Consider the following 15,567-nt stretch of genomic DNA (forward strand, 5'->3'; position numbering starts at 1 on the left):
CCCCGGTCCGAAGGCCGGGGCGCCGCGTTCAGGCCGGAAGGCCCGCCTTACTTGATGCGATACCAGTCAGCGGCATTCCACAGCTCGCTGTCCCAGGTGTTCAGCACCACGCCGCCAAGGGTGTTGGCATGGGCCGACAGACGGCCGCGGTCGACCAGCGGGATGATGACCATGCTCTCCTTGGTCAGCATGTCGTTGAGCTTGCGGGCGATCTCGCCGCGTTTTTCCAGCTCACCGGTCTTGCCGAGTTCAGCGACCAGCGCGTCATAGGCCGGGTCGCAGAAGCGGTTGATGTTCTCGCCCTGCCACTGCGTTTCCGGCTTGGGGGCCTTGTCGCAGGTATACATGGCGAGGTAGCTTTCCGGGTCGGTGCCGTCGAAGTTGTTCGCGTACATTTCGACATCGGCATAGAACTTCTGGAAGGTGTCGGGCGAGCCGGGATCGCCGCCGAAGAAGACCGAGCCATCGACGCTTTTCAGTTGCACCTCGACGCCGAGTTCTTCCCACCACTGCTTGATGATCGCCTGGAAGTCCTGGCGCACGGCATTGACCGAGGTCTGGTAGACGATCGAGAACTTCATCCCGTCCTTGTCGCGGATGCCGTCGCCATCGGTATCGGTCCAGCCGGCCTCATCGAGAAGGGCCTTGGCGCCTTCCATGTCTTGCGGGATGCAGCCGGTATTGTCGGTCGAGGCGAACATCGCCGGGGCCGGGACCAGGTTGCAGGTCGGGCGGCCGGCCTCGCCATAGCCGATGTCGGACAGCAGCTGGCGATCAATGGCCTTGGACATCGCGGTGCGCACGCGGATATCCGAGAAGATCGGGTGCGGGTGCATTGCGGTCGAGCGCTCACCCTCGGGCAGATTGGGGGAGGGGTCGGTCATGTTGATCTCGATGCGCTCGACCAGCGTGCCGAAGGCATTGACCAGCGTGCCCTTGCCGCCCTTGAGCATCTCTTCCAGCACCTCGGGGGCGAGCTGGGTGTTCCAGGCATAGTCGAACTCGCCGGTTTCCAGAACCGAACGCGCCGCTGCCGCCGCATCGCCGCCGCCCTTGAAGGTCATGGTGGCGAAGGCGGGCTTGGCCGCATCGCGGTATTCGGGATTGGCAGAGAGGGTGATCACGTCATTGGGGCGGAACTCATCGACCTTGAAGCCGCCGGTGCCGATGGGCATGAAGTTCGCATCGGTGCATTCGGGCGCGCGGGCACCGAGGCAATCGGCGAATTGCGCCTTCTGGATGATCGGCGACTGCCCGCCCGAGAACGGGCCATAGGGGAAAGGCTTGGGCCCCACGAAGGTGACAACAACGGTCAGCGGATCGGGCGCGGTGACAGAGTCGACGCCCTCGAACTTGGCCAGCTGCGCGCAGCCGCCTTCGGGATGCATGCAATATTCGGCGGTAAAGACCACATCCTCGGCCGTGAAATCGGTGCCGTCAGACCATTTCAGGCCCGGCTTGATCTTGTAGGTGATGGTGGTCAGGTCTTCCGACACGCCGCCGTTCTCGACCGTCGGAACCTCTTCCACCAACCAGGGCAGCATCGCGCCGGTCTCGTCATAGCGGATCAAGGGTTCGATCACGAGGCTGGCCGCCTCGATATCCTTGGTGCCCGACGACAGGTAGGCGTTCAGGATCGAGGGCGCTTGCGAATAGATCACGTTGACATGACCATCCGCTCCGCGCTCCGCCATCGCGGCAGGTGCGAGGGCGAGTGTCGCGCCCGCGCCCAGTAGAAGCGTCATCAATTTCATAGGTCTCTCCTTGTTGGGATAGGCCCGCGCGTTTTCGCGTCGGGGGTCACGTCTTGGTCGGGATCAGGGTCGGGAAACGAACCGCCGCTCTGGTCATGGCGGCACGCCTTGCGCGTGTCTGGCACCTGTGACCGGGCGGCTGTTTATGTGGCACGGCTTTCTCGCCTGTCCTTGTTGTTGGCAGTCCTGACGGGCTGTCCCGACATCGTGCAATTTTCGATACAAGCCGCGGAAAAAGGCAAGGGGCTTGTATCGTGACCTCGCTTCCCCTCGCACAGGGCCCTCGCGCCGCGTCATCCCCTGCGCCTGTTTGACTTTTTGGTCAGCTTCTCGCTAGCGTGACAGGCAAGGCCGCGATGACGGCCAATTCCGGATCACCTGACAGGGGCCCACACAATGCTCGATCTGACCGATTCTGAAGCGCCCGGCGATGCGCGCCCGCCGCTGGTGGCGATTCGCAACCTGCGGGTGGAGTTCGAGACCAATGACGGCACGGTGCTGGGGGTCGAGGATGTCAGCTTCGACATCGCCCCCGGCGAATGCGTCTGCGTGGTGGGCGAAAGCGGGTCGGGCAAGTCGGTGTCCTCGCTGTCGCTGATGCGGTTGGTGGAGTTCGGCGGGGGCGAGATTGCCGGCGGCAGCCTGATGTTCCAGCGCGAGAAGGGCGGGGCGGTTGACCTCGCCAATGCCGAGCCGGACCTGATGCGCCAGATCCGCGGCAATGAGATCGGGATGATCTTTCAGGAACCGATGACCTCGCTGAACCCGGTCTTCACCATCGGCCGGCAGCTGACCGAGGGACTGCGCGTCCACAAGGGCATGAGCCGGGCCGAGGCCGAGGCGCGGGCGCTGGAACTGCTGCGCATGGTGCGGATGTCCGAGCCCGAGCGGCGGCTGAAGCAATATCCGCATGAGCTGTCGGGCGGGATGCGGCAGCGGGTGGTGATCGCCATGGCGATGGCCTGCGAGCCTCGGCTGCTGATCTGCGATGAGCCGACGACTGCTTTGGACGTGACCATCCAGGCGGAAATCCTGGCGCTGATCGACCGGCTGAAGCGCGACAAGGGCACGGCGGTGATGTTCATCACCCATGACATGGCGGTGGTGGCGCAGATGGCCGACCGCGTGGTGGTGATGTACCGGGGCAAGAAGGTCGAGGAGGGGCTGGCGACCGAGATTTTCGAGGCGCCGCAGCACCCCTATACCAAGGCGTTGCTGGCGGCGGTGCCGCGGCTTGGGGAGATGACCGGCAAGCTCGCGCCCGAACCCATGCGCCTGCTGGACCGGCAAAGCGGCGGCGACATGACGCCGCTGAAGCATGATGCGGCGATGCGGGCGGATGGTTCGGACGCGCCGGTGCTGCTGGATGTGAAACACCTGACCACGCGCTTTCCGGTGCGCGGCGGCCTGCTGCGGCGGCTGGTCGCCAATGTCCACGCGGTCGAGGATGTCAGCTTCCAGATCCGGCAGGGCGAGACCCTCAGCCTTGTGGGCGAGTCGGGCTGCGGTAAATCCTCTTGCGGGCGGTCGATCCTGCGGCTGGTCGAGCCGACCTCGGGCTCGGTCTGGCTCGACGGGCAGGATGTGCTGGCGCTCGATGACCGCGGGCTGCGCCGGGCGCGGCGCGAGATGCAGATGGTGTTCCAGGATCCCTATGCCAGCCTCAACCCGCAGATGCGCCTGTTCGAGCAGGTGGCGGAACCGATCCGCAACTATGGCCTCGCCTCGGGGTCGGAACTGCAGGACCGGGTGGCGCAGCTCTTCGACCGGGTGGAGCTGCCGCGCAGCTTCCTGCGCCGTTTCCCGCATGAGCTGTCGGGCGGCCAGCGCCAGCGCATCGCCATTGCCCGGGCGCTGGCGCTGAACCCCAAGCTGATCATCGCCGACGAGGCGGTGAGCGCGCTGGACGTGTCGGTGCAGGCGCAGGTGCTGAACCTGATGATGGAGCTGCAGGCCGACCTTGGCCTCTCGTTCCTGTTCATCAGCCATGACATGGCGGTGGTGGAGCGGGTCAGCCACAATGTCGGCGTGATGTATCTGGGCCGCATCGTCGAGATGGGCCCGCGAGCTGCGGTGTTCGAGAACCCGAGCCACCCCTATACCAAGGCGCTGCTGTCGGCGGTGCCGATCGCCGACCCCCGCCGCCGCGTGCTGCGCGGCGAGGTGCAATACCAACCGATCCCCTCGCCGATCTTCCCGGTGGATCACGCTCCCGCTGCCTCGGTCTATGACCAGGTCGAGCCGGGCCATTTTGTCCTGAAAGGCTGAAGAATGCCCCCCCTGAATATGTCGCCGCGAGAGATTCTCGCAAAGCTGGTGTCGTTCCCGACGGTCAGCCGCGACAGCAACCTGCCGCTGATCGACTGGGTCGAAAGCTATCTGCAGAGCCATGGCGTCGAGAGCAAGCGGGTGCCGAACGAGGATGGCAGCAAGGCCAGCCTCTATGCGGTGATCGGGCCCAAGGTGCCGGGCGGGGTGGTGCTGTCGGGCCATACCGATGTGGTGCCGGTGGATGGGCAGGACTGGTCGAGCGATCCGTGGGTTCTGGAGGAACGCGGCGGGCGGCTTTACGGGCGCGGCGCGGTGGACATGAAGGGCTTTGACGCTTTGGCGCTGGCGGCGGTGCCGCTGGCGCTGAAGGCAGGGATCAAGCGGCCGCTGATGATCGCGCTGAGCTATGACGAGGAGCTTGGCTGCGAGGGCTGCCGCGGCATGGTCGAGGAGATGGCGGCAACCTTGCCCGCGCCCGAGGCGGTGATCGTCGGCGAGCCGTCGATGATGAAGGTGGTGACGGGGCACAAGGGCGGCACCGCGTTCAAGGTGCATCTGAAAGGCTTCGAGGTGCATTCCTCGATCATGCATACCGGCGTCAACGCGATCATGGAGGCGGCGAAGCTGATCTCCTGGGCGAATGAGAAGAACGCCGAGAACCGTGAGCGGGTGCCGGGGCCGGTGGGGGCCGCCTTCGTGCCGCCGTGGACGACGGTGCATGTCGGCACCATCTCGGGCGGCACGGCGCATAACATCACCGCCGGGGACTGCCACATGGGCCTCGATTTCCGCGTGGTGCCCGGTGAGGATCTGGATGACTGGGTGGCGGCGGCGGAGGCGAAGGTGGCCGAGGTCCGGGCAGAGATGCAGGCGGTGCGGCCCGAAGCCGACATCGTGCTCGACCGCTACTTCACCGTGCCGCCGCTGGTCCCCGAACCCGGCGGCGCCGCCGAGGCGCTGATGCGGCGGCTGACGGGCGACAATGCCAGCCATGTCGTCAGCTACGGCACCGAGGCCGGGCATTTCCAGCGCAACGGCTGGTCGGCGGCGGTCTGCGGGCCGGGGGATATCGATCAGGCGCACAAGGCCGATGAGTATATCGAGGTCGCGCAATTCGAGGCCGGATGGGCCTTCATGCAGCGCGTGGTGGGGCAGCTTTCCGAATGATGCCCTTTCCGATCCGGGCGGACAGCCCCGTGACCCATGCCGCGACTTTGCCTGCGGCCTGCGATGTGGCGGTGATCGGCGGCGGGGTCATCGGGGTGATGACCGCGCTGTTCCTCGCCCGCGCCGGGCAAAAGGTGGTGCTGCTCGACAAGGGCCGCATCGCCGGCGAGCAATCCAGCCGCAACTGGGGCTGGATCCGCCAGCAGGGCCGCGACCCGGCCGAGCTGCCGATGATGATCGAGGCGCGGCGGATCTGGCAGGATCTGGCCGCCGAGGTCGGGCCGGGGCTTGGCTACCGGCAGGCCGGGGTGATGTATCTGGCAGGTTCCGAGGCGCAGGCCGCGAAGTATGAGGGCTGGCTGCCCCATGCGGCGGCGCATGGGATCGATACGCGGATGCTCAGCCGCGCGGAAATGCAGGCGATGGTGCCGAATGCGGCGGGCTGGACCGCTGCGCTGTGGACGGCCTCGGACGGGCAGGCGGAGCCTTGGGCCGCGGTGCCGCTGCTGGCGAGGCTGGCGGCGGATGCGGGGGTGATGATCCGCGAGGCTTGCGCCGTGCGCGCGCTCGACATGGCCGCGGGCCGTGTCGCGGGCGTGGTCACCGAAGCCGGGCGCATCGCCTGTGGCCGGGTGGTTCTGGCGGGGGGCGCGTGGTCGGGCCTGTTTGCCCGGGCGCATGGGGTGCATCTGCCGCAACTCTCCGTCCGCTCCACGGTCGCGGCGACGCAGGTGCTGCCCGAGGTGTTCCCCGGCGCGGCCTCGGACAAAAGCTTCGCCTTCCGTCGCCGCGCCGATGGCCGATACACCCTCGCGCCCGGGTCCTTCCATGAGTTCTTCATCGGCCCCGACGCCTTCCGCCACCTGCGCGCCTTCATCCCGCAGATCCGCGCCGATATCTCCGGCACCCGCTTCTTGCCGCTGGCCCCCAAGGGCTACCCCGATGCCTGGACCACGCCGCGCAAATGGGACGCCAGCCGCCCCGGCCCGTTCGAGGCGTTGCGGGTGCTGGACCCGGCCCCGAATGCCCGCATCGTGGAGCAGATCCGGGCCAAGTTCGCCGCTGCCTTCCCCAGCCTTGGCGCGGTCAGGATCGACTGTGCCTGGGCCGGGATGATTGATACCATGCCCGATGTGGTGCCGGTCATCGACCACGCCGCAGCCGTTCCCGGCCTGACCATCGCCACGGGGATGAGCGGGCATGGCTTCGGCATCGGCCCGGGCGTCGGCCGCGTCGTTGCCGATCTGGTGCAGGGCAAGGGGCCGGGCCATGATCTGAGCCGCTTCCGCCTGACACGCTTTGCCGATGGCTCGCCCATCACCATCGGCCCCTCTCTCTGAAAGGACCACGCCCATGCCCGTCAAGAACCGCTTCGCCGAACTGCTGCCGGAAATCACCGCCTGGCGCCGCGATTTCCATGAGCATCCCGAGCTGATGTTCGACGTGCAGCGCACCGCGGGAAAGGTGGCGGACCTGCTGCGCGAATTCGGTTGCGACGAGGTGGTGGAGGGGATCGGCCGCACCGGCGTCGTCGGCCTCATCAAGGGCCGCAGCGACAGTGCCGGGCGGGTGATTGGCCTCCGCGCCGACATGGACGCGCTGCCGATCAATGAGGCGACGGGGCTCGACTATGCCTCCAAGACCCCCGGCAAGATGCATGCCTGCGGCCATGACGGGCATACCGCGATGCTGCTGGGGGCGGCGAAGTATCTGGCCGAGACCCGCAACTTCGACGGCACCGTGGCGCTGATCTTCCAGCCCGCCGAAGAGGGCGGCGGCGGCGGGCGCGAGATGGTGCAAGACGGGATGCTGGATCGCTTCGGCATCCAGGAGGTCTACGGGATGCACAACATGCCCGGCATCCCGGTCGGCACCTTCGCCATCCGTGAGGGCGCGATCATGGCCGCCGCTGACCAGTTCGACATCGTGGTGACGGGCAAGGGCGGCCATGCCGCAAAACCGCATGACTGCATCGACACGACGGTGGTTGCCGCGCATATCGTGGTGGCGCTGCAGACCATCGCCTCGCGCGGGGTGGATCCGCTGAAGCAGGTGGTGGTCTCGGTCTGCACGGTGGCGACGGACAGCACCGCCCATAACGTCATCCCGCAGCAGGTGGTGATGAAGGGCACGGTGCGCACGATGGATCCGAAAGTTCAGGATTATGTGGAACGGCGGGTGTCGGAGATTGCCAGCGGCACTGCCACGGCGCTTGGGGCGAGCGCCGTGGTGACCTACCAGCGCGGATACCCGGTGACGGTGAACGCTGTGGAGCCGACGGGCCATGCGGTGAAGGTGGCGCAGGAGGTCTCGGGACAGGTCGATCCCGACACCGCGCCGCTGATGGGGGCCGAGGATTTCAGCTTCATGCTCAACGAACGCCCGGGCGCCTATATCTTCCTTGGCAATGGCGATACGGCGATGGTGCATCACCCCGAATACAATTTCGATGATGATGCGATCCCGTTCGGGTCCAGCTGGTATGCTGGCATGGCCGAGGCGCGGATGCCGGCCGCCTGAGCCTCAGGCCAGCGCCGCCGCGGTCAGCGGGCAGGGACTGCCGGCGTAGAACGCCTGAAGGATCTGCCCGAACGGAGCGGCGCTGTCCCCGGCCCGCGCGAACAGCGTCGCCGAGGAGCGCAGCTTCATCGCATCGACGGGGCCGAGGATGGTCTCGGCGGTGCGGTTCGGATGAAGAAGCATCGCTTCTGCGCAGGCGATCAGCCGCGGGCCGAGCACCGGGTCAGCCAGATAGGCCTGCGCCTCGGCCAGATCAGCGATGCCGTAGAACTTCGCGGTGCCGGAGCGGCCAAGGCTGGCGAGCTGCGGGAAGACGAACCACATCCAGTGGCTGCGCTTCTGCCCGGCCTGCAGTTCGGCCAGGGCGGTGGCGTAGGTATCTTCCTGCGCCGTGTGGAAGCGGTGAAGGCTCACCCGCCCATCCTCACCCGCCCGTATGGCTCATGTGGCGGGTCATTTGCCCCGCGACGCGCTGGCGGGAATAGTCGAAATCATGGCCCTTGGGCTTGCGGGCGATGGCGGCGCGGATCGCCGCCTCCAGCACCGCATCGTCGGGGCTGGCGCGCAAGGGCGCGCGCAGGTCGGCCATGTCTTCCTGGCCGAGGCACATGTACAGCTCCCCGGTGCAGGTCAGCCGCACCCGGTTGCAGCTTTCGCAGAAGTTGTGGGTCAGCGGCGTGATGAAGCCGATCTTCTGCCCGGTCTCCTTCAGCCGCACATAGCGCGCGGGCCCGCCGCTGCGTTCGGCCAGATCGACCAGCGTGAAGCGTTCGGCCAGCCGGGCGCGCAGGTCCTTCAGCGGCCAGTACTGGTCCAGCCGCAGCTCCTCGCCCATCTCGCCCATCGGCATGACCTCGATGAAGGTCAGCTCATGCCCCTCGCCGCCGCACCAGTCGACAAGGCGGAACAGCTCCTCCTCGTTGAAGCCCTTCAGCGCCACGGCGTTGATCTTGACCTTGAGGCCCACGGCGGTCGCGGCGCGGATCCCCTCCAGCACCTGCGGCAGCCGGCCCCAGCGGGTGATGGCGGCGAACTTGTCGGCGTCGAGCGTGTCCAGCGAGACATTCACCCGCCGTACCCCCGCCGCCGCCAGATCGCCGGCGAAGCGCGCGAGCTGGCTGCCATTGGTGGTCAGCGTCAGCTCCTTGAGCGCGCCCGATTCCAGATGGCGGGACATCGCGCGGAAGAAGGTGAGGATGTCGCGCCGTACCAGCGGCTCGCCGCCGGTGATGCGCAGCTTCTCGACGCCAAGCCCGATGAAGGTGGAGCACATGCGGTCCAGTTCTTCCAGCGTCAGCAGGTCCTTCTTGGGCAGGAACTGCATATGCTCGGCCATGCAATAGGTGCAGCGGAAATCGCAGCGATCCGTCACCGACACGCGCAGGTAGCTGATGGGCCGGGCGAAGGGGTCGATGAGGTGTTCCATCGGGGAAAGGTAGGCGGGGCGGGGCGGTTGGGCAAGGGCGCTGTGGGGGGGCGCAGGGATCCTTACGCAACGGTGGCCTTGCAGAATTTCGGCGGTATGACGAAATTCTGCTGTGCCCGCCCCCCCTTGGCGGGCACATACGTGCCCACCAGGGCGGACCCATCAGAATTGGCACCCTTCAGACCAAGCCCCACCCCCCCTTGCCCTGCAGCTTGCGCCTCCGGGCAACCGTCGCGGTCGGCTTGCCACTGGCAAGCCGCCTGATCGCGCCGGGGCTTAACCTTCCGGTGTGGGCTCGGGGCGCTCCTCGACCGGCCCCCCATCCCCCAGATGCTTCATCGCCTCGCGCACGGCCCAGGGCTTCAGCCGCGCGCCATGCTCGGCCAGCCACAGCCGCACCCGCTCTGCGTCATGCTTGGACAGGTCGCGCAGCCACCAGGCCACGGCCTTCTGGATGAACCAGTCGCGGTCCTTGGCATAGCCCTCGGCCCATCCCAGCACCCGCTCGCGGATCGCCAGATCCTCGGGCGAGGGGTGGTTCTGCTTGGTCCAGGGCAGGGTGATCACCAGCGCGGCGCGGCGGGCCCACATCGACTTGGCGCCCGTCCAGCCCTCGACCTCGTCCAGCCGTGACGGGTCCGCGACCAGCCGCCGGCCGCCCGCGTTGCAGACATGGTCGGCAATCGCCCAGCCGTCGAACTCCGGCACCCAGGAGGCGATGAGCTCCCAGACCGGGCCATCTTCCTTGATCCGCGCCTGCGTCAGCAGCTTGGCGGCTGCAACCCGCGCTTCGTGAATGTCCGACTGCCAGAGCCCGTCTGCCAGCGCGCAGCGGGCCTCAACATCCAGCCCCTCGCGCCAGCGCTTGGCCATCTCGTCGATGACCGGCACCGGCACGCCCAGATAGCGGCGCTGCGTCTTGTGATAGGCGGCGGCCTGTTCGGCGCGCTCCGCATCCCCGGCGGCGATCAGCTCTTCCAGAAACTCCACGGCGCTCATTCGACCGTCACCGATTTGGCCAGGTTCCGCGGCTGGTCCACATCCGTGCCCTTGGCGACGGCGGTGTGATAGGCCAGAAGCTGCGCCGGCACCGCATAGAGGATCGGCGCGAAGAGGTCCGCCACCGTCGGCATCACCAGCGTGCGCCATGTGCCCATTCCCGCCTCCTCCGCCCCTCGGGCATCGGTCATCAGCAGCACCTGCCCGTGCCGGGCCATCACCTCTTGCATGTTCGACACGGTCTTGTCGAACAGCCGGTCATGCGGGGCCATCACCACCACCGGCACCATCCGGTCGATCAGCGCGATGGGGCCATGCTTCAGCTCGCCGCTCGCATAGCCTTCGGCATGGATATAGCTGATTTCCTTGAGCTTCAGCGCGCCTTCCATCGCCAGCGGGAACATCGCGCCGCGCCCGAGGAACAGTACGTCCTGCGCCTCGGCCAGGCGTTCGGCCAGCACCGCAATCTCATCGGACCGCGCCAGCGCCTGGTTGAGCAGCCCCGGCAGCAGCGCGAGGTCACCCAGATGCGCGGCCAGCTGGCCCGCGTCGATCCGGCCCCGGTCCGCCGCCGCCTTCAATGCCAGCAGTGCCAGCACCGTCAGCTGGCAGGTGAAGGCCTTGGTCGAGGCGACGCCGACCTCGATCCCCGCAAGGATCGGCAGCGCCACATCGCTTTCCCGCGCGATGGAGGAGGTGGGCACGTTCACCACCGACACCACCTGCGCCACCTTGTCCCGCACATAGCGCAGGGCCGCCAGCGTGTCGGCCGTCTCGCCCGACTGGCTGACGAAGATGGCGATGGAGGTGGGCGACATCGGCGGCTCGCGGTAGCGGAACTCGCTGGCGATATCGACGTCGCAGGGCAGGCCGGCGAGCGTCTCGAACCAGTATTTCGCCACCATGCAGGCATAGTTGGCGGTGCCGCAGGCGACCAGCGTCAGCCGGTCCACGTTGGTGAAGTCGAGGCTTTCGGGCAGGTTGATCGCGCCGCCGCGGACGTAGTGGCGGATGGCATCGCCGAGCACCACCGGCTGCTCGGCGATCTCTTTCGCCATGAAATGCTTGTAGCCGGCCTTCTCGATCCGCGTCGCATCGAGGGCAATGCGCTGCATGTCGCGGTTGGCGCGGCGGCCTTCCGAGTCATAGATCTCCGCCCCGGCGCGGGTGACGAAGGCGTGGTCGCCCTCTTCCAGATAGGTGATGCGGTCGGTCATCGGGGCCAGCGCGATGGCGTCGGAACCCACGAACATCTCGCCATCGCCATGCCCGATCGCCAGCGGGCTGCCCTTGCGGGCGGCGACCATCAGGTTGTCCTCGCCCTCGAACAGGAACAGGAGGGCAAAGGCCCCCTGCAACTGGCCAAGCGTCGCCACCGCCGCCTCGCGCGGGGGCAGGCCGCGGTCCATGTGGAGCCGGGTCAGCATCGCCACGGTTTCGGTATCGGTTTCGGTTTCTGCGGCAAGGCCGGCGGCGGCGAGTTCGGCGCGCAGGTCGCGGAAGTTCTCAATGATGCCGTTATGCACGACCGACACGCCGCCCGACCGGTGGGGGTGCGCATTGCAGACCGTCGCCGCGCCATGGGTCGCCCAACGGGTGTGGCCGATGCCGGCCTTGCCTGCCAGCGGCTCATGCACCAGCAGGTCCGACAGGTTCACCAGCTTGCCCACGGCCCGCCGCCGCTCCAGCTTGCCCTGATAGACGGTGGCGATGCCGGCCGAGTCATAGCCGCGATATTCCAGCCGCTTCAGCGCCTCGACGATGATCGGCGCAACCTCATGGTCGCCCAGAACCCCAACAATTCCACACATTTATCTGGTCTTTCCCTTGCGCCGAGCGGCCTCGGTCTTGAGTTTCTCGAACAGGCGCACCGCCAGCCCCAGCTTGTTTTCCTGCCGGGCCCGGCCCACGGCCAAGGCGCCGTCCGGCACATTGCCGGTGATGACGGACCCGCTGGCGGTCATCGCATGGGCGCCAACGGTCACCGGCGCCACCAGCATCGTGTCGGAGCCGATGAAGGCATGGGCACCGATCTTCGTGCGGTGCTTGGACACGCCATCGTAATTGCAGGTCACGGTCCCGGCGCCGATATTGCTGTGCTCGCCGACATGCGCATCGCCTAGATAGGTCAGGTGGCCGACCTTCACGCCCTCATCGAGGATCGCGTTCTTGATCTCGACGAAATTGCCGACATGCACATCTTCGGCCAGTTCCGCCCCGGGGCGCAGCCGCGCGAAGGGGCCGACGGTGGCACCGCGGCTGACATGGCAGCCTTCGAGATGGCAGAAGGAGCGGATTTCGGCCTCGGATTCGATGGTCACGCGCGGGCCGAACCAGACGTTGGGGCCGATGACCGTGTCGCGCCCGATCACCGTGTCGAAGCTGAAGAACACCGTGTCCGGCGCCTGCATCGTCACGCCATTCTCCATCGCCTCGGCCCGCATCCGGGCCTGAAACGCCGCCTCGGCCTGCGCGAGTTCGGCCCGGGTGTTGATCCCCAGCGTCTCGGCCTCGGGGCAGGTCACGATCCGCGCATCGAGCCCGCGGGCGCGGGCGGCGGCGGCGATGTCGGTCAGGTAATACTCCCCCGCCGCGTTGTCATTGCTCAGCCCCGCGACCAGTTCGGCCAGCAGGTCGGCATCCGCACACATCACGCCAGAGTTGCACAGCGGGATGGCGCGTTCGGTCTCGGAGGCGTCCTTCCACTCCACGATCCGCTCCAGCCGGTCGCCCTCGGCCACCAGCCGGCCATAGCGGCCGGGGTCGGCGGCGGTGAATCCAAGCACCACCAGATCGGCGGGGGAGGCGAGCATCGCCTCCAGCGTCTCGGCCTTGATGAAGGGCGTATCGCCATACAGCACCAGCGCCCGGCCGGAAAAGCCCGCCAGCGCCGGCATGGCCTGCGCCACGGCATGGCCGGTGCCAAGCTGCTCCGCCTGCAGCACGCACACGACCTCGGCGTCATAGCCGCGCGCCGCCGCCTCTACCGCCTCGGCGCCATGGCCGGTGACGATCACGATCTGCTCAGGCTCCAGCGCCTGCCCGGCGGCCATCGCGTGCCACAGGATCGGCACGCCGCCCAATGGATGCAACACCTTGGGGCGGTCGGAATTCATCCGTGTGCCCTGACCCGCGGCCAGGATGATGAGGGCTGCGCCCATGGAATGCACCTTTTCTTCTGCTCGCGCCCGTTTTACCGAAGCACGGTGGCCCCGCAAGGGGCGGGGCTTCACATGTCCTTACCACAGGTTACAGCGAGAGGGTGGAGGAGCGGCAGATGCGCACGGTGATCTTCGATCTGGACGGCACCTTGGCCGATACCTCGGCCGATCTGGTGGCGGCGGCGAATGCCTCCCTCCACGGGCTGGGGCATGGCGACCTGCTGGACGCGAAAACGGATGCGCTGACCGCCTTCCATGGCGGGCGGGCGATGCTGCGGCTGGGGCTCTCGCGGCTGGGGGCGGTGGATGATGCGATGATCGACGCGCATTTCCCGATGTTTCTGGAGCATTACGCGCGCGATATCCTGGTGCATACCTACGCCTATCCCGGCGCCATCGACGCGGTAGAGGCGCTGCGGGCGCAGGGTTTCGCGGTCGGCATCTGCACCAACAAGCCCGCCGGCCTTGCCGAGTCGCTGCTGGCGAAGATGGGGGTGCGGGACCTCTTCGCCTCGATGATCGGCGCCGATACGCTGCCGGTGCGCAAGCCCGATCCCGCGCCTTATGTGGCGGCGGTGGAACAGGCGGGCGGGCAGGTGGCGCGCAGCCTGCTGGTCGGCGACACCGAAACCGACCGCAAGACCGCCGCCGCCGCGGGCGTGCCGTCGGTGCTGGTGACCTTCGGACCCGAGGGCGCGGGCATTGCCCGGCTGGCGCCCGAGGCGCTGCTGGATCGGTATGAAGACCTGCCGGCGCTCGCCGCGCGGTTGCTGGGAGAAGCGTGATGGCCAATCCGACCGACCGTTTCACCGGCAACTTCACCCAGCAGGAACCGATCCCCGACGAGGGCATCGAAGCCGCCGTCGCCGCCCTGCGCCATGGCCGCCTGCACCGCTACAACGTGGTGCCGGGGGAGGAGGCGGAGGCCTCGCTGCTGGAGCAGGAGTTCGCCGCCCTCACCGGCGCGCGCTTCTGCCTCGCGGTGGCCTCGGGCGGCTATGCGATGGCCTGCGCGATGCGGGCGATTGGCGTGACGGCGGGGGACCGGGTGCTGTCCAACGGCTTCACCCTTGCGCCGGTGCCGGGGGCGATTGCCAGCCTTGGGGCAGAGCCGGTGTTTGTCGAGGTGACCGAAGACCTGACCATCGACTTGGGCGACCTCGCCGCCAAGGCCGCCAGCTCCGGCGCCCGCGTCTTGCTGCTGTCCCACATGCGCGGCCATGTCTGCGACATGGACCGGCTGATGCAGATCTGCGACGCGGCGGGGGTGCAGGTGGTCGAGGATTGCGCCCACACGATGGGGGCCGAATGGCGCGGCGTGCCCTCGGGCCGGCACGGGGTGATGGGCTGCTATTCGACGCAGACCTACAAGCATATCAACTCGGGCGAGGGTGGGCTGATCGTGTCGGACGATGCCGCGGCAATGGCGCGGGCGGTGCTGCTGTCGGGCAGCTACATGCTCTACACCCGCCACGCCGCCGCGCCGCCGCCCGAGGCGTTCGAGGGGATGAAATGGGATACACCCAACATCTCCGGCCGCATGGACAACCTGCGCGCCGCGATCCTGCGCCCGCAATTGCCGCTTCTGGCGGACCGCCGCGCCCGCTGGCGCGAGCGCTACGTGGCGGTGGAGGCGGGGTTGCAGGGCACGCCGGGCCTGCGGCTGATCCCGCGGCCGGAACATGAGGCCTATGTCGGCTCCTCCTTCCAGCTGCTGCTGCCGGGCTGGCGGGCGGATGCGGTGCAGGACCTGCTGGCCCGCGCTGCAGCCCGGGGGGTAGAGCTGAAATGGTTCGGCGCCGCCGAGCCGGTCGCCTTCACCTCACGCTATGACAGCTGGCGCTATGCCCCGGCGCAGAGCCTGCCGCGCACCGATGCGGTGCTGGCCGGGCTGATCGACATGCGCCTGCCGCTGACCTTCACGGTGGAGGATTGCGCCCAGATCGCGCGGATTTTGCGTGCAGAGGTGTCCGCGGTGTGGCAGGCGGGGGCGGTCTAAAGTTCGCGCTCCGGTCTGTCTTCAGAATTTCGGCCGTCGACGAAATTCTGATGTGCCCGCCCCCCCTTGGCGGGCACATGCGTGCCCACCGGGGCGAGCCCATCAGAATTTGGCACCCTTCGGACCAAGCCGCACCCACCTTGCCCTGCGGCTTGCGCCTTCGGGCAACCGTCGCGGTCGGCTTGCCACTGGCAAGCCGCCTTGTCGCGCCGGAAAACAACACCCCACTTGACGCGACTCACCCCCGCGCGCATTAATGAACAAGCGTTC

Annotated in this window: 12 protein-coding genes; 6 read left to right on the plus strand and 6 right to left on the minus strand. The window is 67.7% G+C overall.

Features of this window, described 5'->3' with window-relative positions:
* Positions 1–47: 47 nt before the first annotated feature.
* The gene (locus tag Q8S30_RS05290) at positions 48–1,754 is read right to left on the minus strand and encodes a peptide ABC transporter substrate-binding protein (RefSeq protein WP_305664988.1); all 1,707 of its coding nucleotides are present in this window, start codon (positions 1,752–1,754) and stop codon (positions 48–50) included.
* A 396-nt stretch (positions 1,755–2,150) separates the two neighbouring features.
* On the opposite strand from Q8S30_RS05290, the gene Q8S30_RS05295 reads away from it, so the two are divergent.
* Genes Q8S30_RS05295 through Q8S30_RS05310 form a run of 4 tightly spaced genes read left to right on the plus strand, consistent with a single transcriptional unit; the run spans position 2,151 to position 7,712 of the window.
* A complete protein-coding gene (locus tag Q8S30_RS05295; protein ID WP_305664989.1) occupies positions 2,151–4,022 on the plus strand; it encodes an ABC transporter ATP-binding protein in 1,872 nt (623 codons plus the stop codon).
* Between the two features lie 3 nt (positions 4,023–4,025).
* Entirely contained in the window at positions 4,026–5,192 is a 1,167-nt protein-coding gene (gene argE / locus Q8S30_RS05300; RefSeq protein WP_305664990.1) for an acetylornithine deacetylase, read from the plus strand.
* Complete coding sequence (locus tag Q8S30_RS05305) at positions 5,192–6,532, plus strand: NAD(P)/FAD-dependent oxidoreductase (RefSeq protein WP_371135446.1); 1,341 nt, start codon at positions 5,192–5,194, stop codon at positions 6,530–6,532. Before argE ends, Q8S30_RS05305 begins: the two co-directional genes overlap by 1 nt.
* A gap of 13 nt (positions 6,533–6,545) precedes the next feature.
* Positions 6,546–7,712 (plus strand): M20 aminoacylase family protein, encoded by a 1,167-nt coding sequence (locus tag Q8S30_RS05310; RefSeq protein ID WP_305664992.1) that lies wholly within the window; start codon positions 6,546–6,548, stop codon positions 7,710–7,712.
* 3 nt (positions 7,713–7,715) lie between these two features.
* Here the strand turns inward: Q8S30_RS05310 and Q8S30_RS05315 are convergent, their stop codons facing one another.
* The 5 genes from Q8S30_RS05315 to glmU form a co-directional block, all read right to left on the minus strand.
* A complete protein-coding gene (locus Q8S30_RS05315; protein WP_305664993.1) occupies positions 7,716–8,126 on the minus strand; it encodes a DUF1810 domain-containing protein in 411 nt (136 codons plus the stop codon).
* A 10-nt stretch (positions 8,127–8,136) separates the two neighbouring features.
* Complete coding sequence (gene moaA, locus Q8S30_RS05320) at positions 8,137–9,138, minus strand: GTP 3',8-cyclase MoaA (RefSeq protein ID WP_305664994.1); 1,002 nt, start codon at positions 9,136–9,138, stop codon at positions 8,137–8,139.
* 276 nt (positions 9,139–9,414) lie between these two features.
* On the minus strand, positions 9,415–10,137 hold the full coding sequence (locus Q8S30_RS05325) for a DNA alkylation repair protein (RefSeq protein WP_305664995.1): 723 nt from the start codon (positions 10,135–10,137) through the stop codon (positions 9,415–9,417).
* Positions 10,134–11,948, minus strand: coding sequence for a glutamine--fructose-6-phosphate transaminase (isomerizing) (gene glmS / locus Q8S30_RS05330; RefSeq protein ID WP_305664996.1), 1,815 nt, complete (start codon positions 11,946–11,948; stop codon positions 10,134–10,136). The genes Q8S30_RS05325 and glmS overlap by 4 nt, the downstream gene beginning before the upstream one ends.
* Positions 11,949–13,298, minus strand: a complete 1,350-nt coding sequence (glmU, locus tag Q8S30_RS05335) for a bifunctional UDP-N-acetylglucosamine diphosphorylase/glucosamine-1-phosphate N-acetyltransferase GlmU (protein WP_305664997.1) — start codon at positions 13,296–13,298, stop codon at positions 11,949–11,951.
* 116 nt (positions 13,299–13,414) lie between these two features.
* Between glmU and Q8S30_RS05340 the strand changes: the two genes are divergently transcribed.
* Both Q8S30_RS05340 and Q8S30_RS05345 read left to right on the plus strand, forming a co-directional pair.
* Complete coding sequence (locus tag Q8S30_RS05340; protein WP_305664998.1) at positions 13,415–14,083, plus strand: HAD-IA family hydrolase; 669 nt, start codon at positions 13,415–13,417, stop codon at positions 14,081–14,083.
* Positions 14,083–15,297, plus strand: coding sequence for a DegT/DnrJ/EryC1/StrS aminotransferase family protein (locus Q8S30_RS05345; protein ID WP_305664999.1), 1,215 nt, complete (start codon positions 14,083–14,085; stop codon positions 15,295–15,297). Before Q8S30_RS05340 ends, Q8S30_RS05345 begins: the two co-directional genes overlap by 1 nt.
* Positions 15,298–15,567: the final 270 nt, after the last annotated feature.

Source organism: Frigidibacter sp., assembly GCF_030695035.1.
Classification (GTDB): domain Bacteria; phylum Pseudomonadota; class Alphaproteobacteria; order Rhodobacterales; family Rhodobacteraceae; genus Frigidibacter.

Bases quoted from the DNA above. Each gene is read 5' to 3' on its own strand.
- moaA (WP_305664994.1), bottom strand. From the start codon at position 9,138: ATGGAACACCTCATCGACCCCTTCGCCCGGCCCATCAGCTACCTGCGC.
- Q8S30_RS05325 (WP_305664995.1), bottom strand. From the start codon at position 10,137: ATGAGCGCCGTGGAGTTTCTGGAAGAGCTGATCGCCGCCGGGGATGCG.
- Q8S30_RS05290 (WP_305664988.1), bottom strand. From the start codon at position 1,754: ATGAAATTGATGACGCTTCTACTGGGCGCGGGCGCGACACTCGCCCTC.
- Q8S30_RS05310 (WP_305664992.1), top strand. From the start codon at position 6,546: ATGCCCGTCAAGAACCGCTTCGCCGAACTGCTGCCGGAAATCACCGCC.
- Q8S30_RS05305 (WP_371135446.1), top strand. From the start codon at position 5,192: ATGCCCTTTCCGATCCGGGCGGACAGCCCCGTGACCCATGCCGCGACT.
- Q8S30_RS05295 (WP_305664989.1), top strand. From the start codon at position 2,151: ATGCTCGATCTGACCGATTCTGAAGCGCCCGGCGATGCGCGCCCGCCG.
- argE (WP_305664990.1), top strand. From the start codon at position 4,026: ATGCCCCCCCTGAATATGTCGCCGCGAGAGATTCTCGCAAAGCTGGTG.
- Q8S30_RS05345 (WP_305664999.1), top strand. From the start codon at position 14,083: ATGGCCAATCCGACCGACCGTTTCACCGGCAACTTCACCCAGCAGGAA.
- Q8S30_RS05340 (WP_305664998.1), top strand. From the start codon at position 13,415: ATGCGCACGGTGATCTTCGATCTGGACGGCACCTTGGCCGATACCTCG.
- glmU (WP_305664997.1), bottom strand. From the start codon at position 13,298: ATGGGCGCAGCCCTCATCATCCTGGCCGCGGGTCAGGGCACACGGATG.
- glmS (WP_305664996.1), bottom strand. From the start codon at position 11,948: ATGTGTGGAATTGTTGGGGTTCTGGGCGACCATGAGGTTGCGCCGATC.